This is a genomic window from Buttiauxella sp. S19-1, assembly GCF_022134725.1.
GTDB lineage: Bacteria > Pseudomonadota > Gammaproteobacteria > Enterobacterales > Enterobacteriaceae > Buttiauxella > Buttiauxella ferragutiae.
In genome coordinates this window covers 1-18,317 of record NZ_JAHWLU010000061.1, presented here as the reverse complement: position 1 = coordinate 18,317, position 18,317 = coordinate 1, and the positions used below count along the sequence as shown (strand labels likewise).

The 18,317-nt window shown below is 50.8% G+C and carries 18 protein-coding genes; 5 read left to right on the top strand and 13 right to left on the bottom strand.

Features of this window, described 5'->3' with window-relative positions:
• Nucleotides 1–271: 271 nt before the first annotated feature.
• The 12 genes from trpS to MES37_RS14240 form a co-directional block, all read right to left on the bottom strand.
• Nucleotides 272–1,276, bottom strand: coding sequence for a tryptophan--tRNA ligase (gene trpS, locus MES37_RS14295; RefSeq protein WP_064542856.1), 1,005 nt, complete (start codon nucleotides 1,274–1,276; stop codon nucleotides 272–274).
• Nucleotides 1,269–1,982 carry a phosphoglycolate phosphatase gene (locus MES37_RS14290; RefSeq protein WP_064542851.1) on the bottom strand — a complete coding sequence of 238 codons (714 nt, stop codon included), beginning with the start codon at nucleotides 1,980–1,982 and terminating at the stop codon, nucleotides 1,269–1,271. The genes trpS and MES37_RS14290 overlap by 8 nt, the downstream gene beginning before the upstream one ends.
• Nucleotides 1,975–2,652, bottom strand: coding sequence for a ribulose-phosphate 3-epimerase (gene rpe, locus MES37_RS14285; protein ID WP_064542848.1), 678 nt, complete (start codon nucleotides 2,650–2,652; stop codon nucleotides 1,975–1,977). The genes MES37_RS14290 and rpe overlap by 8 nt, the downstream gene beginning before the upstream one ends.
• A 45-nt stretch (nucleotides 2,653–2,697) precedes the next feature.
• Complete coding sequence (gene dam, locus MES37_RS14280) at nucleotides 2,698–3,516, bottom strand: adenine-specific DNA-methyltransferase (protein WP_064542845.1); 819 nt, start codon at nucleotides 3,514–3,516, stop codon at nucleotides 2,698–2,700.
• A 64-nt stretch (nucleotides 3,517–3,580) separates the two neighbouring features.
• Complete coding sequence (gene damX, locus MES37_RS14275; protein WP_232887109.1) at nucleotides 3,581–4,903, bottom strand: cell division protein DamX; 1,323 nt, start codon at nucleotides 4,901–4,903, stop codon at nucleotides 3,581–3,583.
• A 98-nt stretch (nucleotides 4,904–5,001) separates the two neighbouring features.
• Complete coding sequence (gene aroB / locus MES37_RS14270) at nucleotides 5,002–6,090, bottom strand: 3-dehydroquinate synthase (protein ID WP_064542839.1); 1,089 nt, start codon at nucleotides 6,088–6,090, stop codon at nucleotides 5,002–5,004.
• Between the two features lie 60 nt (nucleotides 6,091–6,150).
• On the bottom strand, nucleotides 6,151–6,672 hold the full coding sequence (gene aroK, locus MES37_RS14265) for a shikimate kinase AroK (protein ID WP_064542836.1): 522 nt from the start codon (nucleotides 6,670–6,672) through the stop codon (nucleotides 6,151–6,153).
• A 319-nt stretch (nucleotides 6,673–6,991) separates the two neighbouring features.
• Nucleotides 6,992–8,239 carry a type IV pilus secretin PilQ gene (gene pilQ / locus MES37_RS14260; protein ID WP_237931814.1) on the bottom strand — a complete coding sequence of 416 codons (1,248 nt, stop codon included), beginning with the start codon at nucleotides 8,237–8,239 and terminating at the stop codon, nucleotides 6,992–6,994.
• Nucleotides 8,178–8,564, bottom strand: a complete 387-nt coding sequence (locus tag MES37_RS14255; protein WP_237931812.1) for a HofP DNA utilization family protein — start codon at nucleotides 8,562–8,564, stop codon at nucleotides 8,178–8,180. The genes pilQ and MES37_RS14255 overlap by 62 nt, the downstream gene beginning before the upstream one ends.
• Nucleotides 8,554–9,021: a type II secretion system protein M gene (locus MES37_RS14250; protein WP_237931810.1), complete on the bottom strand. Its 468-nt coding sequence runs from the start codon at nucleotides 9,019–9,021 to the stop codon at nucleotides 8,554–8,556. The genes MES37_RS14255 and MES37_RS14250 overlap by 11 nt, the downstream gene beginning before the upstream one ends.
• Nucleotides 9,005–9,559: a PilN domain-containing protein gene (locus MES37_RS14245; RefSeq protein WP_237931808.1), complete on the bottom strand. Its 555-nt coding sequence runs from the start codon at nucleotides 9,557–9,559 to the stop codon at nucleotides 9,005–9,007. The genes MES37_RS14250 and MES37_RS14245 overlap by 17 nt, the downstream gene beginning before the upstream one ends.
• Nucleotides 9,556–10,380 (bottom strand): pilus assembly protein, encoded by an 825-nt coding sequence (locus tag MES37_RS14240; RefSeq protein ID WP_133522100.1) that lies wholly within the window; start codon nucleotides 10,378–10,380, stop codon nucleotides 9,556–9,558. The genes MES37_RS14245 and MES37_RS14240 overlap by 4 nt, the downstream gene beginning before the upstream one ends.
• A gap of 119 nt (nucleotides 10,381–10,499) precedes the next feature.
• Here MES37_RS14240 and mrcA point away from each other — a divergent pair, with 119 nt between their 5' ends.
• Entirely contained in the window at nucleotides 10,500–13,052 is a 2,553-nt protein-coding gene (mrcA, locus tag MES37_RS14235) for a peptidoglycan glycosyltransferase/peptidoglycan DD-transpeptidase MrcA (protein WP_064542821.1), read from the top strand.
• Nucleotides 13,053–13,101: 49 nt separating this feature from the next.
• Here mrcA and nudE read toward each other — a convergent pair whose 3' ends face one another.
• A complete protein-coding gene (nudE, locus tag MES37_RS14230) occupies nucleotides 13,102–13,662 on the bottom strand; it encodes an ADP compounds hydrolase NudE (RefSeq protein WP_064542818.1) in 561 nt (186 codons plus the stop codon).
• 348 nt (nucleotides 13,663–14,010) lie between these two features.
• Here nudE and MES37_RS14225 point away from each other — a divergent pair, with 348 nt between their 5' ends.
• The 4 genes from MES37_RS14225 to hslO are packed head-to-tail and all read left to right on the top strand — an operon-like array spanning nucleotide 14,011 to nucleotide 18,201.
• Nucleotides 14,011–16,152, top strand: a complete 2,142-nt coding sequence (locus MES37_RS14225) for an intracellular growth attenuator family protein (RefSeq protein ID WP_121814756.1) — start codon at nucleotides 14,011–14,013, stop codon at nucleotides 16,150–16,152.
• A gap of 60 nt (nucleotides 16,153–16,212) precedes the next feature.
• Entirely contained in the window at nucleotides 16,213–16,893 is a 681-nt protein-coding gene (gene yrfG, locus MES37_RS14220) for a GMP/IMP nucleotidase (protein ID WP_121814755.1), read from the top strand.
• Nucleotides 16,893–17,294 (top strand): ribosome-associated heat shock protein Hsp15, encoded by a 402-nt coding sequence (hslR, locus tag MES37_RS14215; protein ID WP_064542809.1) that lies wholly within the window; start codon nucleotides 16,893–16,895, stop codon nucleotides 17,292–17,294. Before yrfG ends, hslR begins: the two co-directional genes overlap by 1 nt.
• A gap of 28 nt (nucleotides 17,295–17,322) precedes the next feature.
• Nucleotides 17,323–18,201 carry an Hsp33 family molecular chaperone HslO gene (gene hslO, locus MES37_RS14210; protein WP_064542806.1) on the top strand — a complete coding sequence of 293 codons (879 nt, stop codon included), beginning with the start codon at nucleotides 17,323–17,325 and terminating at the stop codon, nucleotides 18,199–18,201.
• The last annotated feature ends 116 nt before the right edge of the window (nucleotides 18,202–18,317 follow it).

The following is an 18,317-nucleotide window of genomic DNA, read 5'->3' as shown; positions in this document are numbered from 1 at the left end:
CAAAAGATATTTAGCTGGGGAATTTATGGGGAGGGACGCCCTCACCCCGGCCCTCTCCCGCAGGAGAGGGAGAAAACCGATCAATCCCTTCTCCCTCAGGACAGGGGAAAACCGATCAATCCCTTCTCCTGCAGGACAGGGGAAAACCGATCAATCCCTTCTCCTGCAGGGCAGGAGAAAACCGATCAATCCCTTCTCCCTCAGGACAGGGGAAAACCGATCAATCCCTTCTCCCTCAGGGAGAAGGTTAGGATGAGGGTTGTGTTAAAAATTATGGGTGTGCGACAAACCCAATAACTTCATAGACCTTTTTCAGCGTGGCACTGGCGTGCGCACGAGCTTTCTCGGCACCGTCTTTCATCACTTGCTGCAAGAATGCTTCATCGTTACGGAAACGATGAAAACGCTCCTGCAACTCGGTCAACATGTCTGAAACAGCCTCAGCCACGTCGCCTTTCAGGTGCCCATACATTTTGCCTTCAAACTGCTGCTCAAGCTCAGGGATAGATTTACCCGTCACACCCGCCAGGATATCCAGCATGTTGGATACGCCCGCTTTGTTGGCAGTATCGTAACGCACGACAGGTGGCTCGTCCGAGTCAGTTACCGCGCGTTTGATTTTCTTCACGACAGATTTCGGGTCTTCCAGCAGGCCAATAACGTTGTTGCGGTTATCGTCTGATTTAGACATTTTCTTGGTCGGTTCAAGCAGAGACATTACGCGCGCGCCAGATTTCGGGATGAACGGCTCTGGTACTTTGAACACATCACCGTACAACGCATTGAAACGTGCAGCGATATCGCGGCTCAGTTCCAGGTGCTGTTTCTGGTCTTCACCAACGGGCACCAGGTTAGTCTGGTACAGCAGAATGTCAGCGGCCATCAGCACCGGATAATCAAACAGGCCAGCGTTAATGTTTTCAGCATAGCGGGAAGATTTATCTTTGAACTGAGTCATGCGGCTTAGCTCACCAAAATAGGTGTAGCAGTTCAGTACCCAGCCCAGTTGTGCATGTTCAGGCACGTGGGACTGTACAAAAATTGTACTTTTCGCCGGGTCAATACCGCAAGCCAGGTACAACGCCAACGTATCGAGAGTACGGCTGCGTAGTTGTGTCGCATCCTGACGCGCGGTAATCGCGTGCTGGTCAACGATGCAGTAAATGCAGTGGTAATCATCCTGCATATGGACCCACTGACGCAGCGCACCCATGTAGTTACCAATGGTCAATTCACCTGATGGCTGTGCGCCACTAAAGACGATGGGCTTACTCATGTTCTGATTCCTGATGTTCTTTGTTAGAGAGCCCTAATGCGGGCAATAAATCGTTGAAATGGTCGTACACGAAATCGGGTTTGCTCAACTCGATGGCTTCACCGTAGTTATAACCATAAGTCAGGCCAATGGAACAGCACCCAGCCGCCTGTGCAGCGAGAATATCGTTGCGTGAATCACCAACAAACAGCAGCTCTTCAGCACTGAGGTTCAACTTCTCCATCACTTTGTGCAGCGCTTCGGGATGAGGTTTTTTATTTTCCACATCGTCGCCACCAATAATGATTTTGAAGTAATGCGCGATGCCTAATCTTTCCAGCATCGGCAGCACAAATGGAGTCGGCTTGTTAGTGACCAGGCCCATCGGCAGGCCTTTCTCGGCCAATGCCGCCAGAGTGTTAGCCACTTCAGGGAACAGGAAACTGCCCTCTTCCGCAGTTTGTGCATAGAAAGCATCAAACAGTTTACGCGCGATACGGCACTGGTCGTCTTGTGGCTCTTCGCCTTTTAACGCCCAGGTCAGCGCACGCTTAACCAGCACATCGGCACCATTGCCGATCCACTTTTCAACTTTGTCTTCACCTGCTGTTGGCAACTCCAGCGCATACAGCGCCTGGTCCATTGCCTGCGTCAAACCCAATGCGGTGTCAACCAGCGTACCGTCTAAATCAAAGGCGATACCGCGAATTTTATTTAACTTATCCATGAGTTACCTTTGCCAACTCACTACGCATACGGTCAATAACCGCTTTGTAATCCGGCTGGTTGAAAATCGCAGAACCGGCGACAAACATATCTGCACCTGCTGCGGCAATTTCTGCGATGTTGTCCGCTTTTACACCACCGTCGACTTCCAGGCGGATGTCATAACCGGAAGCATCAATGCGTTCACGCACCTGACGTAATTTTTCCAGCGTATGAGGAATGAAAGATTGCCCACCGAAACCGGGGTTAACGGACATCAGCAAAATCACATCCAGCTTATCCATAACGTGATCAAGCCAACTGAGCGATGTCGCCGGGTTAAACACCAGGCCTGCTTTACAGCCATGCTCTTTAATCAGTTGCAGGGAACGGTCAACATGCTCTGACGCTTCCGGGTGGAAGGTGATGATATTGGCACCGGCAGCGGCGAAGTCCGGAATAATACGGTCAACGGGTTTCACCATCAGATGCACATCAACAGGAGCGGTAATACCGTAATCACGCAGGGCTTTTAGTACCATCGGGCCGATGGTGAGGTTGGGGACGTAATGGTTATCCATAACATCAAAATGGACGACATCCGCACCAGCAGCCAGTACCGCAGCCGTGTCTTCACCCAGGCGGGCAAAATCGGCTGAGAGGATTGATGGGGCAATCAAAAACTGTTTCATCCGCTTCTCCAATAGCAAATCAAAAACGACCGCGGGCGAAACAGCTTAGGCACCGACTTTGTAAAGCGCCAGCAGTTCGTCCACCTTGTTACGTTTTCCACCATCCCGACTGATGCTGCGCCGAACCTGCAACTTATGCATTTTCGCCTGCTTGTACCACAACCGAGTCAACTCAGTGTCATGGTTTGAAATCAGCACCGGGATGCCACCTTCTTGCAAGTTTTCAGCTAACTGCGCCAGATGTTGTTGCTGCACCATATTAAAGCTATCGGTGTGATACGCCGTAAAATTAGCCGTGGCAGATAATGGCGCGTAAGGCGGGTCGCAATAGACTACAGAACCCGCAGCGACATTCGCCATGCTGACATCATACGACTGGCACAGGAACGTGGCGTTTTGTGCTCGCTCGGCAAAATGATACAACTCTTCTTCCGGGAAGTAGGGTTTGATGTAGCGGCCGAACGGGACGTTGAATTCACCACGTAGGTTATAACGACAAAGGCCGTTGTAACAATGGCGGTTCAGATATAAAAACAGAAGTGCACGACGGAACTCATCTTTGCACAGATTAAATTCAGTTCGATTGAGATAGAACGCTTGCTCGTCGTTTTGTGCCGCAGTGAAGAGTTTTCTGGACTCTTCAACGTACTCATCCGTACGTGTTTTGACGATGTTATATAGGTTAATCAGATCGCTATTAATATCTGCGAGGATATAACGGGAGTAATCAGTATTCAGAAAGACTGAGCCAGCACCAACAAACGGCTCAATCAAACAATCACCTTTCGGCAGATACTTTTTAATGTCTTCGAGCAGGGGGTATTTCCCCCCCGCCCATTTCAGAAAAGCGCGATTTTTTTTCATGCTGCCTAACTATTTACACCTTTTCCTGCTGTGGAAAGGTTCCAACAGCGGCTGCGCTTGTTCATCACTTCAGATCAGACTGAACCTGATGGATAGGTTTTGCCCACGGGTTCTTAGCCTGTACATCAGCTGGCAATGTTGCTACGGCACGTTTTGCCTCATCTTTGCTGGCGTAAATACCGCTAACCAACACATACCATGGCTGACCATTTCGTACTGTCTGGTAGACCATATAGTGTTGCAGTTTCTCTTTCTTCGCCCAGGCATTCAAGTTATCGGAGTTAGAAGAGGAGCTGAGTTGTAAGGTGTAATTGCTACCAGGAGCGCCTTTGATTGCGCCCGCATCACCCGCTACAGCACCTGTTGCTGCTGTCACTGGCGCGGCGGCTGTTGCTTTCGGAGCCGGAGTGGCTGCAGTAGCAGTGGTCGTAGTCGTCGCTTTCGGTGCAACTTCGGTCACAGGGACTTTCACAGATGTAGTCGCAGTTGGTGCTGGAACTGGAGCTGGCTCGCTACGTTTCGCAGTCGTTGCCGGTTTTGGTTCCGCTACTGGCGTTTTCGCCACAGTCTGTTGCTTAGCAGGCTGAGTTTTGTGCGGCTCAATCACTGCAGTTTTACGTTCCTGGCGTGGTGCTGCTGGCTTCGCAGGCTCTGATTTCGCGACCGGGCGTGGTGCTGTCGTTGCGCCATTACTACCTGCAACTGCGGCAACTGTAGCCGGTGCGGTTGGCAACGTTGAATTGCTCACCACATTATCAATCTGGCCGGATTGTTGAGTCAGGGCGTTATTCAGATCACCCGGAACTTCAACACGCTGCTGGCCCTGAGGTGCAGGCTGAGTTTGTGCGTCAGTCGGGGTTGACGAAATGGCAGGAAGAGTCACTTCTTGTGGGTTTCCTGCATTTTCTGTCTGGTTAGCCGCAGATGTCGAACCTGGCTGAGGTTGAGTACCATTAGCCTGATCGCTAGTAGAACCAGACAGATCAATGTTTTTCTCGGCAGACGGATTCTTATTCACAGTTTCCGTATCAGAAGATGGGGCTTTCAGCGCCGAACCAATCCCAATGATGAGCAGCAACAGAACGAGAATACCAATGCCCATCATCAGGTGCTGACGGGATACCGGAACTTTCGGTTTAGCGGATTTTTTGCGGGCACGCGCCGGACGACGTTCTTCTGCATCAACTTGCATCTCGTCATCGTTTTCATACTCTTCTTCATCACGAGTACGGCGGGAACGCGCAGGACGAGGCTCGTCGGCGTCTAACTCAACATCATCGACATTGAAATGTGGCTCACTGTCGCGCTCATCAGCTTTACGGTTACGGCCTGAACGGCGATCGCTGGGATCAGGTTTCAGTTCGTCTTCCGGTTTAAACTCATCCATTTAACACCCCACTCAAAGGCTTATGCCAGCAATTCGAACTCAGCACATCACCCGAAGTTAAAAATCGCCTGACTACAAGCGACCGAAATTTCTAATAATTAAGCCTGCTGACAATCAGCAATGGCGGACAAAACGACATCGTGTGGCACTCCGCCACGCATTTCACTCTTCCCGATTGCCAGTGGCAGCACCAAGCGCAGCTCACCAGCTAAAACTTTCTTGTCACGCATCATGTGGGGCATATACGCGGCGGCAAGCATTTCTTTCGGCCCGGTCACTGGCAGCCCGGCACGTTGTAGCAGTTTGATGATTCTGCGCACATCGGCCTCACTGAAATTCCCAAGACGCTGTGCTGTACGAGCCGCCATCACCATACCTGCAGCAACAGCTTCACCGTGCAGCCAGTTGCCATAGCCCATTTCAGCTTCTATAGCGTGACCAAAGGTGTGGCCCAGATTCAGTAAAGCACGTAAGCCGCTTTCGCGCTCGTCAGCGGCAACAACTTCGGCTTTCAGCTCACAACAACGACGAATACACCAGGACATCGCTTTGCCATCAAGCGCCAGCAATGCGTCCAGGTTTTCTTCAAGCCAATCGAAGAATTCACCGTCGAGAATAATGCCGTATTTAATCACTTCAGCCAGGCCAGAGGCTAACTCCCGCGGCGGTAAAGTTTTCAGACAGTCGAGATCCACCACAACCGAAGCTGGCTGGTAGAACGCACCAATCATATTTTTACCGAGGGGGTGGTTAACGGCTGTTTTTCCGCCAACTGAAGAGTCCACTTGCGAAAGCAAGGTGGTTGGGACTTGAATAAAACGCACGCCACGTTGATAGCTCGCCGCAGCAAAGCCAGTCAGGTCACCGACGACACCGCCACCAAGGGCGATGAGTGTCGTATCACGACCGTGTGGCTTTTCAAGCAACGCGGTAAAGACAGTATCTAATACTGCGAGGCTTTTAAATTGTTCGCCATCCGGAAGGATGACGGAATCGACTTTAACGCCCGCTTGCTCAAGCACGCCACGCACCTTATCCAGGTAGAGCGGCGCCAGGGTTTCATTGGTCACCAGCATCGTTTGGTCGCCAGCTTTCAGCGGCCCAAAAGATGCCGAGTCACTAAATAACCCAGCAGCAATGGTGATAGGGTAACTACGTTCCCCGAGAGTGACTGTTAACCTCTCCATAACGCGAAGTCCACCTTGATGTTGCTTAGCCCGCAGGCGTTTTTTTCGATTAAGCCAGAATCAGTTGCTTTCCAACATATGAATAATCTGGTTGGCAACCACTTTGGCGCTTTGGTCGTCAGTGCGAATCGTCACATCAGCAATCTCTTCGTAAAGAGGATTGCGCTCTTGAGCTAATGCTTCAAGAACTTCACGCGGTGGAGTCTCAACTTGCAGCAGTGGGCGCTTTTTATCGCGCTGTGTACGAGCAAGCTGTTTTTCGATTGTGGTTTCAAGATACACCACAACTCCACGGGCGGAGAGACGGTTACGGGTCTCACGAGACTTCACAGAGCCGCCGCCAGTTGCCAGCACAATGCCCTGCTTTTCAGTGAGTTCGTTGATGATTTTTTCTTCGCGATCGCGGAAGCCGTCTTCGCCTTCAACGTCGAATACCCAGCCCACATCAGCTCCAGTACGTTTCTCAATCTCTTGATCAGAATCGAAAAATTCCATATTGAGTTGCTGAGCTAACTGACGCCCAATAGTGCTTTTGCCGGCACCCATAGGCCCAACCAGAAAGATATTGCGTTTCTCTGCCATTTTTTCGGTACTACTAAGACAATTCGTTGATGATAAACCCGCCCTGTTAAAACCAGGTGCAGCGGGACATGAACTGAAACCTCATAAGCGATAGTGCGAGAGTCAGACTGAAAATTATCTCAATACTCAAGGTGGTTTGGCAACCGATTATATTCCCCAGCGTTCTTATGAAGAAGAAAATGCATAAATCAGGGTTATCTGTCACAAGTCTTGAGCATCCAGCCTCTCGAAACGGTACACCTTGTAAGCTAATTCCTCTCTGCCGTCAAACACCTGGGCACCGTTTCAAAGAAAAACTCCACTATGGCGAAAGAAAACACTATAGAACAGGGATAAGTCGCGGAGTAATAAATACCACTAATTCGCGGCGCTGATGGTTTTTAGCATCGTGGCGAAACAGGCTCCCGACGAGTGGGAGCGAGCCGAGAATGGGTACACTATCATTGCTGTCTTTGTTTTGCTGCTGGAAAATCCCACCCAGCGCGAGGGTTTCGCCATCTTTCACCGCCACCACAGTTTCTATCTCTTGCTTGTCTATCGCCAGCACTTCGCCATCAGCCTGCTGAATACTTCGGCCCGGCATATTTTGGCTGATACGTAGCTTCAAACGAATATTGCCATGAGGCTGAATGGTTGGAGTCACTTCCATCCCCAGAACCGCTTCCTTAAATTCAATTGCGGTTGCCCCACTCTCACCGCTAGAAACCTGATAGGGAATTTCAGTCCCTTGTTTAATGCTGGCAGGTTGCTGGTGAGCTGCCATCAAGCGCGGGCTGGCAATAATCTCTAATTGTTGCTGCTGCTCCAGAGCAGATAGCTCCAGTTCCAGCAGCCGGCCATCGATGCGAGCAATATTGAAACCGACTTTAGTCGTGGCGTTTGCGACCGAGAGATCGGCCGAGATTCCCGTAGGCTGGTAAATTTTACTTTCTCCAGTTTGCTCCGCAGCAGACCATTTCACACCCAGCTCGCGCAGCTTGTCCTGATTGATAGTGACGATATGGGCTTCGATTTCCACTTGCCCAATGGGTAAATCCATTTCAGCTATCCAGGCGGTAATCTGTTTCAATACATCCTTATTGTCATGCACAATCAGCCGATTAGTTCGCTTATCTACCGTGACATAGCCCATGGCGCTCATTAGTTTCGCGCCAGCCGATTTCAATGCACTGGCTAGATCTTCAACATCAGCATGATGGGGGGCAAAAACCTGCTGCAACATCGGTTGGTTGAGAGTGAGCTGTTTACGCTGTTCCATTGCTAACGCTTGCTGTTCGCGCTGGCGAGCCTTAGAAAGAATTTGTATGACATTGCCGTCCCGTTGCTGAGTCAGCTCAGCGCTATTGAGCACCAGTTGAAACGCTTGTTTCCACGGCACATTGATTAAATTAAGCGACAGCACACCTTCAACACCAGGTGCAATCAACAGGTTAACTCGTTGGGTTTCAGCCAGCGCCTGCAACACCTGGCTTATCGGCGCATCATCAAGTACCAGCGAAATACCTTTATCGGCCTGGCTGGTGAATGGCAGCACCAGCGTCAGAAGTAATACCCGCATCCATTGCATGTGTTTTTCCTTTTATATCCCAACGGTAAGAAGAGATTGGGCAACCTGGACCAAGTTTGGCGACCACATATCCCTCACCCACGCTTTCAATCTGAGCACCTTCAAAGAGCTCGCTATCTTGCTTGATTCGCCGCCATGCACCTTGTGGGCTGAGCATCAAAGCCGTGCTGGTGTTGGTTGAAGTGATAACGCCATTTAACGACCAACTCTCAAGTTGAGTGGCCAGACTTTCACAGAGCGAAATGTGTGGCTGAAAGGGATTTGGAGGTATCGCCCACGCCGGGGAGATAACCAGGAAGACCAACCCGCTAATGCTACGGATCATCGGCAAACTCCATGCCCAGAACCAGATTGAGTAACTCCCCTTGGGCCGTGATGGTGAACGAGTGGTCTGCCACAACACGGTATTCAGCGAGCCATATGAATAATCCTGGCAATTTTTCCCACGGAACCAACATAGTCAGAACAGCGCTTCTCTCTTCCGGCTGCCACTTCACTAATTGCCCGTCCGCTTGTCTGACAAACTCCACCACGGAAAACACTGGCGAATTTGACGACATAACAGGTTGTTCATCTGCAGCCAACTGCCGGATTTTGTGTCTTAACAGTGCCAGTTGTTGACTCGCTTTCATGCTGTTCGCTTGCAACTGTTGAATCTGAGAATGCTGCGGCACTACCAGCAACAGCCATACGGCAAGAATGACCATGCTACTTAAGGTGGTAAAGGTAACGACGCGTACCCAGTGCGCACCACTAAACCAGCGTTCAATCAGCCAGGGCATTGGCTACCTCAGACAGCGTGAGTGTGAAACCGAAGCCAAACCCACCGGGTGTTTCATGCTGAACCGCATCCGTCTGAACTGTCGCCACATCGCCAAGCTGAGCAAGGTCCTTTTCCAGCGTCCGTATATCTTCCAGTTCCATTGCGTGTCCCTTAATCTCAAATCGCCCCTTTTGTAGGGTGAGAGAGGACAGCCAGGCTCCGGCAGGCAAGCCGCTCGCCAGACGAAGTAATCGCCGTTCCCATACCTGCACGGCCTGTTGCTGTGCATCGCGAATTTGCTGCAACTGCAGTAATTTTCTGTTCTGTTCCTGCAAACCCAATTGTTGCTGATACAGGGCTTGCAAGGCGGGAAGCGTACTTGTCAGATATGCATTTTGAATCTGCTGCTGGCTTAATTTCCATGCCGATAACTGCCGGGCGCCAGCGGCAAATAAAGGAGCGAGAATGAAAACCGCAGTCAGCAATACACTCCAACGGCATATCCTCTGTTGGCGCAGTGTCTTCCTCCAGGGCAATAAATTTATTAGCCCTTTCATCGGGAAACCTGACCGATTGCCAGCGCTATTGCCACCGTAAATATTCCGCCATGACGTGGCAATGGCGGCTGCAAACGTGAAAGTGCCTCCCAGGCGTCCAAAAGTAATACCCCAGTTGGCAGTGACTGTGGCTGCGCGAAACTCAGTGCCACTCTGTCTGGCGCAGTTTTTAATTGCTGGCATAGCTCGGCAATCGTTGGGATAACATGGGTATCAACCCATCCCCAACGTGGCATGGCTTCAGCAGAGGCCCACAACCAGTGATCCCCTTCGTGATGTACTAAATACTGGCACTTCTCCAAATGACACGGTGCAATGAGCGCTGGCAATGCACTCGCACCGGGAGTTAGCGTTGCCGGATAGAGCCTTATCGCTGCCAGACTTTTTATCAACGCTGCGACATCTGTCTGGCGCGCAGCTATGATCAGATACGGGTCAGTAACATCTTGTGACGCTAAATAATCCCAGCACAATTGAGCCGGTGTCATCTGCAACTGCCGGGCAGTAGCTGATGCGATATACGCTTCACTTGCAGGTTCCGCCAGACGTTTATCAGGCGCAGGAATGGGGCGTTGCAATGTCCGTTGGGTTGGGAAAGAAACGCGTAATTGATGGCGAACCGGTAATTCTTTTCGCCAGTCCAGCAAAGCTTTAGTGAAAGCTTCAGAATTAGTTAATAAACCATCACGAAAGGTGCCTTCGGGCAATGGAAGTTGCCACCAATGCCGAAGCTGCCACCCTTGCCGCTGGCGCTGGACAGCCACAGCACGAATGCTTTCATGTTGAATATCCAGGCCTATTTGCCAGGTCGAGAACATCATGATTACGATCTCCTTATCGCCGTGCGAGGAAAATGCCATACCAATGCCACTGGCTTGCCTTTATACTACCGCGCGGTTGTTTATAAACTGCCCAATGGAAACGTAATGGGAAATTTAAGGTGAAGTTCGTAAAGTATTTATTAATCCTTGCAGTGTGTTGCATTCTGCTGGGAGCAGGCTCGATCTTCGGGCTCTACAAATTTATTGAGCCGCAGTTGCCTGATGTCGCCACGCTTAAAGACGTGCGACTCCAGATCCCAATGCAGGTTTATAGCGCCGATGGTGAGCTGATCGCACAATACGGGGAAAAACGCCGTATCCCGGTTACGCTCCAGCAAATTCCGCCAGTGATGGTGAAAGCGTTTATTGCAACTGAGGACAGCCGTTTCTACGAGCACCACGGTGTTGACCCTGTCGGGATCTTCCGTGCTGCCAGTGTGGCGCTGTTTTCGGGTCACGCTTCTCAAGGTGCGAGTACCATCACGCAGCAGTTGGCACGTAACTTCTTCTTGAGCCCTGAACGCACGCTGATGCGTAAGATAAAAGAAGTGTTCCTGGCGATTCGTATCGAGCAGTTGCTGACTAAAGATGAAATCCTCGAGTTATACCTTAACAAGATTTATCTCGGTTACCGTGCCTATGGTGTCGGTGCGGCAGCACAAGTCTATTTCGGTAAGCCGATTGATCAACTCACACTGAGTGAAATGGCGGTGATTGCCGGCTTGCCAAAAGCACCGTCAACCTTTAACCCGCTTTACTCAATGGATCGTGCCACTTCCCGTCGTAATGTCGTGTTATCGCGTATGTTAAGCGAAAACTATATTACGCAGGCGCAGTATGATGAAGCGCGTAATCAGCCTATTGATGCTAATTATCACGCGCCAGAAATCGCTTTCTCTGCGCCGTATCTTTCAGAGTTGGTGCGCCAGGATATGGTGGCGCGTTATGGTGAAAAAGCCTACGAAGATGGTTTTAAGGTTTACACCACCATCGCGCGCAAAAATCAGCAAGCCGCGCAGCAAGCCGTACGCAATAACGTAATTGCTTACGATATGCGCCATGGTTACCGCGGCCCATCCAATGTGCTGTGGAAAGTGGGCGAAACACCGTGGGATCAAACCAGGATTGTTGATTCGTTAAAGAATCTACCGGTCTACGGCCCAATGTTCCCTGCCGTTATTACCCAGGCAACCCCGACAGAAGCGACAGCGATGATGGCTGACGGCAGCGCCGTTTCCATCAGTATGGAGGGCATGCGCTGGGCGCGTCCTTATCGTTCAGATACCGCACAAGGCCCAACGCCGCGCAAAGTGACGGATGTCGTGCAAGCTGGGCAACAAATCTGGGTGCGTAAGGTTGAAGAGAGTTGGTGGCTTGGGCAAGTCCCGGACGTAAATTCCGCACTGGTTTCTATCAATCCACATGACGGTGCAGTTGTCGCATTGGTGGGTGGTTTTGACTTCAATCAGAGCAAGTTTAACCGCGCCACGCAGGCATTACGCCAGGTTGGCTCCAACATCAAACCGTTCCTTTATACAGCAGCAATGGATAAAGGTCTGACCCTGGCGAGCGTGCTGAACGATGTGCCGATCTCGCGCTGGGATGCCGGTGCCGGATCCGACTGGCGCCCGAAAAACTCTCCGCCAGAATATGCAGGTCCAATCAGGTTGCGCCAGGGGCTTGGTCAATCGAAAAACGTGGTGATGGTGCGTGCGATGCGAGCCATGGGTGTCGATTATGCAGCTGAATACCTGCAACGTTTCGGCTTCCCTGCGCAGAATATTGTGCACACCGAATCTCTGGCCTTAGGTTCAGCCTCGTTCACACCGATGCAGGTCGCTCGCGGCTATTCTGTGATGGCCAACGGTGGCTTCCTGGTCGACCCGTACTACATCTCAAAAATTGAGACTGAAGTTGGCGGCACTCTTTTTGAAGCCAAACCGAAAGTGGCTTGTGCTGATTGTGATATTCCAGTGATTTACGGCGAAACGCAAAAGTCTAATGTGCTGGAAAATCAGGATGTGGAAGATGTCGCACAATCTCAGGAACAGCAGAACGCCAGCGTGCCAATGCCGAAACTGGAACAAGCGAACAGCGAGTTGGTGGCACAGAGCAGCCCGCCGGAGTACGCACCGCATGTGATTAACACTCCATTGGCATTCCTGATCAAAAGTGCGCTGAACTCCAATATTTATGGCGAACCAGGTTGGCAAGGTACCGGCTGGCGTGCGGGTCGTGATCTAAAGCGTAACGATATTGGCGGCAAAACCGGCACCACGAACAGCTCGAAAGACGCGTGGTTCTCAGGCTACGGACCTGGTGTGGTGACATCCGTATGGATTGGTTTTGACGATCATCGCCGTGACCTTGGACGAACCTCCGCATCAGGCGCTATTAAAGATCAAATCTCAGGTTATGAAGGTGGGGCGAAGAGTGCTCAACCAGCATGGGATGATTTTATGAAAGCCGCACTGGAAGGCGTACCGGAAGAACCGTTAACCCCACCACCGGGCATCGTCACCGTGAATATTGACCGTTACACCGGGCAATTGGCGAATGGTGGAAGTAGCCGTCCGGAATTCTTTATCGAAGGCACTCAACCGACGCAGCAGGCTGTGCATGAAGTGGGTACCACGATAATTGATAACGGCGAGAGCCACGAGTTGTTCTAAGACGTTGATGCAGCCCGCCTCACTTTGATGCGGGCTGCATTGAGCAGAACTACAAACGCCCCTGCTCTTTCAACCATTCACGCACCAGGAAAAGCGCACTGACATTTCGCGCCTCGCTAAAATCTTCTTCATTAAGCAAATCAAGCAGCGACGCCAGCGGCCAACGGACTTGTGGCAACTCTTCAGGCTCGTCACCTTCCAGCGATTCGGGATAAAGATCCTCAGCAATCACGATATTCATTTTGCTGGAAAAATAGGACGGTGCCATTGTCAGCTTTTTCAAAAACGTCAGCTGATTAGCGCCAAATCCAACCTCTTCTTTGAGTTCGCGATTTGCCGCTTCAAAGACGGTTTCGCCAGGGTCGATTAACCCTTTAGAGAAACCAAGCTCATAGGATTCAGTTCCAACTGCGTATTCACGGATCAAAATCAAATGATTGTCGATGATAGGCACTATCATTACAGCTTCGCGCGCAGACGGGCGCATCCGCTCATAGACGCGGCGCACACCGTTGCTAAATTCCAGGTCCACCGTTTCGACATTAAACAGCCGTGAACGGGCCACGGTTTCAACATGTAAAATGGTCGGTTTTTGTAATGGTTTACTCATTGTGGCTGGGCTAACAGTAAATGCAGGTACTTCATTGTGCGGTATGCCACATATCTCACGCAACGAACATTCGAAATTATTTACATTCCTGTAACTTTACAGTGATTTTTCTCAGTCTCTGCTACATGTCAACGGGCTGCAAATGAAATAGGAATTTGCTGATATTTCTCGCAAAGTCGCTTTGCTAACATTATGTTACAGCACGCTATGCACCAAAAATGTCTCAAGAAAGACGTCATAGCTGCCGATAAAGATGTAGCTTAAAGTCTGTTGGGCAGACGCCCGAATGCTGTAAGGGGTGCAACTTGCTGCGTTTTAATAAAAAAACGAGTGTTTGATGGGGAAAGCATGAGCACCTTATTACTTCTTTTAGCTGCTATGCTGGCCTGCATCTTAATTGCGGGGTGGCTGATTTGGCGCAACCTGCGCTTACGCGCTCGTGTCTCACAAGCACAATCATTTAGTGGCGCGACCTCGCGCAAGCTAACTGCTGATGAACGCGCCGCTGTTGAAAATTACATCGAATCTTTAGCCCGCACGCAGGATATCGTCGGGCCTTCTGGTGCCAGCGCCGCGCCGCCCAAACTGGTGCTCAATGCGTTGAGTAACACCGCGCTTTCGCTCACTCGCGCTATCACCCGCTATGGCTTATCCACCGACGATCCGAATAAGTGGCGTTACTACCTCGATTCTGTAGAGGTACATCTTCCGCCATTCTGGGAACAGTACATTACCAACGATAACTACGTTGAGCTGATTCGTACTGAAACCATGCCGCTGGTGATTTCCCTTAACGGACACACACTTATCGATTACAGCAGCGAAAATTTTGGTTTCGCTCTGGAAAAGAACCCTCACAGCCAGGCGTCGATTCGTGGGGAAGAAAGCGAACAAATAGAACTGCTGAATATCCGCCAGGAAACGCCTGAAGAGTACGCGCTGAGTCGTCCCGACGGATTACGCGAGGCCTTACTCATCTGTGTGGCTTTCATTATGCTGTTTTTGTGTCTGGTGACCCCGTCGGTCGTTTTACCGTGGTTAGTGGGTGGCGCCTTTATGCTGTTGGCCGCGAGCCTGTGGGGTTTATTTGCTCCGCCGGCAAAAAATGCGCTGCGTGAAGTTCACTGCTTACGCGGCACGCCTAAACGCTGGGGGCTATTTGGCGAGTCAAATCAGGAACAGATTAATAATATCTCGTTAGGGATAATCGACCTGATCTATCCAGCTCACTGGCAACCGTATGTTGCTCAGGATCTCGGGCAAAAAACGGATATTGATATTTATCTCGACCGCCATGTCATTCGCCAGGGGCGTTTTCTGTCATTGCATGACGAAGTCCGCAACTTCCCTATCCAACACTGGGTCCGCAACCTGGTGATTGCCATCGGTAGCCTGTTAGTGCTGACGATGCTGACAATCTGGGTACCTTTAGAAATGCCGCTCAAGCTAAGTATCTCCTGGCTGGAAGGCGCGAAAACTATCGAAGCCAAAACGGTGGCTGATCTCGATAAAACAACGCTCCGGGTTGGCGACACGCTGAAAGTAAACGGTACGGGGATGTGTAACGTCCATACGCCAGGAAACTACACCACGCGACAAACTTATCCGTTTACGCCGTTCGACTGTTCACAAATTATCTGGAATACCGCCCAATCTCTGCCGGTGCCGGAATCAGATATTATGGATAAAGCCACGGCGTTAACGCAGGCAGTGAGTGGTCAAATCCATCCGCAGGCCAGCGATGATTCAAAAGTTAACCCGCAGTTACGCAGTGCGATTCAGAAATCAGGCATGGTGTTGCTGGACGATTTCGCCGGTATTGTGCTGAAAACTCAGGCGCTTTGTACCAGTGACGACGAATGTGTACGACTGAAAAATGCGTTGGTAAACCTCGGCAATACCAAAGATTGGGATACGCTGACCAAAAAAGCGGATTCTGGAAGACTCGCTGGCGTGAATGTACTGCTGCGCCCAGTCAGTGCCGAGTCGTTGGATAACCTGGTGACCACCTCTACGGCACCGTTCTTTATCCGTGAAACATCACGCGCGGCGCAGGCTCTGAATAGTCCAGCACCAGGCGGATACGTGATTATTAGTGACGAAGGTAGCGACCTTGTTGAGCAACCGTTGCCGCCCGTTCCGCTATACGATATTCCAGCGCAAGAGCAGTGGTCTGAGTTCCAGCGGCTAGCTGAAATGCTGCTCAAAACGCCATTTAAAGCCGAAGGCATTATTACCGGCATTAGCCAGGATGCGAACGGCACTAAGCATATTACTCTGCACCGAGTCCCGGATAGCAGCGGACTATGGAGTTACATCAGTACCACGCTGTTGCTTATCAGCATGGTTATTTGTCTGCTGGTTAACGGTGTACTGGCTATTCGCCGTTATCGCCGTAATCGCAACCGTCTGGCGCAAATCCAGCAGTACTATGACAACTGCATCAATCCGTCTCTTACCACAATCTCCGCTGTACGCCCGCTGTTCTAAACTTCGCGTGACAGGTTGTGCTAACCTGTCACGCAGTTTTTCTTAATCAGGTCCGAACCTATGCATATTGATATTGCCTGGCAAGAGGTCGATACCGTCTTGCTGGATATGGACGGCACGTTGTTGGATCTCGCTTTCGACAATCACTTCTGGCAGAAACTGGTTCCAGAAACACTCAGTGAACACAGATCGATTCCTTTGGATGAAGCCCATCAGCTGATTCGTCAGGAATATCACGCGGTGCAACATACGCTAAACTGGTACTGTCTGGATTACTGGAGTGAGCGTCTGGGTTTGGATATTTGTGCGATGACCACCGCACAAGGGCCAAATGCGGTGTTACGTGAAGATACCGTCCCGTTCCTTGACGCCCTTAAATCCTGCGGAAAGCGCCGCATTTTGCTGACCAATGCGCATCCGCATAATCTGGCCGTCAAACTTGAACATACCGGTTTAGCTCAGCACCTTGATTTATTACTTTCTACCCACACATTTGGTTATCCGAAAGAAGATCAGCGGTTGTGGCAAGCCGTTACTGAACACACCGGGCTGGAACCTGAGAAAACGCTATTTATAGATGATAGCGAACCGATTCTGGATTCCGCTGCGAAGTTTGGCATTCGCTATTGCCTGGGTGTGACCAATCCCGATTCAGGCCAGCCCGACAAAACCTGGCAACGCCATCCGGCATTGAACGATTATCGCCAACTACTCCCGAAGTTGATGTTTAAGGAGTCGTGATGAAAGAAAAAGCGTCTGAAGGTGTGCGTCTCGACAAATGGCTGTGGGCAGCGCGTTTTTATAAAACCCGTGCCATTGCCCGGGAAATGGTGGAAGGCGGGAAAGTGCATTACAACGGCCAACGCAGCAAGCCGAGTAAAATCGTTGAGCTGAATGCCATGCTGACACTCCGCCAGGGTAATGACGAGAAAACCGTCAAAGTGCTGGCCATTACTGAGCAACGTCGTCCGGCCACTGATGCCTCACAGCTTTATGAAGAGACAGCAGAAAGTATCACTAAACGGGAAAAAGTGGCGCTGGCACGCAAGATGAATGCGCTGACGATGCCACACCCCGACCGACGCCCCGATAAAAAAGAGCGTCGTGATTTGATGAAATTTAAACACGGTGGCAACGAATAGCTGCCATCTTGATGCATGAGAGAAAATTATGGCTCAACACGACCAACTACATCGTTACTTGTTTGAAAACTTCGCCGTGCGCGGTGAACTGGTAACGGTTTCCGATACCTGGCAGCAAATCATGGAACACCATGATTACCCGGCCCCGGTGAAAACTATTCTTGGTGAATTGCTGGTCGCGACCAGCCTGCTGACGGCGACCCTCAAATTTGATGGCGACATTACCGTACAATTGCAGGGTGATGGCCCAATGAACCTTGCCGTCATCAACGGCAACAATAACCAGCAAATGCGTGGTGTTGCGCGTTATAAAGGTGAAATCCCTGCCGATGCAGATTTGAAAACCCTGGTGGGCAATGGCTACCTGGTGATCACCATCACTCCGGCTGAAGGCGAGCGCTATCAAGGTGTGGTTGGGCTGGAAGGCGATACTTTGGCGGCATGCCTGGAAGATTACTTCTTGCGTTCCGAACAGCTCCCAACGCGCCTGTTTATCCGCACCGGCGATGTTGAAGGCAAACCTGTGGCTGGCGGTATGCTGCTGCAAGTGCTGCCAGCTCAAGACGCGCAAGCAGACGACTTCAACCACCTGGCTGCACTGACTGAGACAATTAAGGCTGAAGAGTTACTGACATTGCCAGCCAATGATGTGCTGTGGCGTTTGTATCACGAAGAAGAAGTAACACTTTACGACCCACAAAACGTCGAATTTAAATGTACTTGTTCACGTGAGCGCTGTGCCGATGCGCTGAGAACTCTGCCTGATGAAGAAGTGAACAGCATCATCGCAGACGAAGGTGAAATCGACATGAACTGCGATTATTGCGGCAACCACTACGTGTTCAACTCGATGGACATTGCTGAGATCCGCAACAATGCCTCCCCGGCAGATCCGCAGGTTCATTGATTGTTTTTTGCCCATTTTGGCGTTCTCCTTCTCCTGTGGGCTGTCTCTTGTACACAACTCATCCTGGCTATCTTGTCAGGGTGAGATCTGTAAGCCCTGCTGGTTTTCCGTTCACC

Coding starts and splice junctions, on each gene's coding strand:
- trpS (WP_064542856.1), bottom strand. CDS start 1,276: ATGAGTAAGCCCATCGTCTTTAGTGGCGCACAGCCATCAGGTGAATTG.
- MES37_RS14290 (WP_064542851.1), bottom strand. CDS start 1,982: ATGGATAAGTTAAATAAAATTCGCGGTATCGCCTTTGATTTAGACGGT.
- rpe (WP_064542848.1), bottom strand. CDS start 2,652: ATGAAACAGTTTTTGATTGCCCCATCAATCCTCTCAGCCGATTTTGCC.
- dam (WP_064542845.1), bottom strand. CDS start 3,516: ATGAAAAAAAATCGCGCTTTTCTGAAATGGGCGGGGGGGAAATACCCC.
- damX (WP_232887109.1), bottom strand. CDS start 4,903: ATGGATGAGTTTAAACCGGAAGACGAACTGAAACCTGATCCCAGCGAT.
- aroB (WP_064542839.1), bottom strand. CDS start 6,090: ATGGAGAGGTTAACAGTCACTCTCGGGGAACGTAGTTACCCTATCACC.
- aroK (WP_064542836.1), bottom strand. CDS start 6,672: ATGGCAGAGAAACGCAATATCTTTCTGGTTGGGCCTATGGGTGCCGGC.
- pilQ (WP_237931814.1), bottom strand. CDS start 8,239: ATGCAATGGATGCGGGTATTACTTCTGACGCTGGTGCTGCCATTCACC.
- MES37_RS14255 (WP_237931812.1), bottom strand. CDS start 8,564: ATGATCCGTAGCATTAGCGGGTTGGTCTTCCTGGTTATCTCCCCGGCG.
- MES37_RS14250 (WP_237931810.1), bottom strand. CDS start 9,021: ATGCCCTGGCTGATTGAACGCTGGTTTAGTGGTGCGCACTGGGTACGC.
- MES37_RS14245 (WP_237931808.1), bottom strand. CDS start 9,559: ATGAAAGGGCTAATAAATTTATTGCCCTGGAGGAAGACACTGCGCCAA.
- MES37_RS14240 (WP_133522100.1), bottom strand. CDS start 10,380: ATGATGTTCTCGACCTGGCAAATAGGCCTGGATATTCAACATGAAAGC.
- nudE (WP_064542818.1), bottom strand. CDS start 13,662: ATGAGTAAACCATTACAAAAACCGACCATTTTACATGTTGAAACCGTG.
- MES37_RS14225 (WP_121814756.1), top strand. CDS start 14,011: ATGAGCACCTTATTACTTCTTTTAGCTGCTATGCTGGCCTGCATCTTA.
- yrfG (WP_121814755.1), top strand. CDS start 16,213: ATGCATATTGATATTGCCTGGCAAGAGGTCGATACCGTCTTGCTGGAT.
- hslR (WP_064542809.1), top strand. CDS start 16,893: ATGAAAGAAAAAGCGTCTGAAGGTGTGCGTCTCGACAAATGGCTGTGG.
- hslO (WP_064542806.1), top strand. CDS start 17,323: ATGGCTCAACACGACCAACTACATCGTTACTTGTTTGAAAACTTCGCC.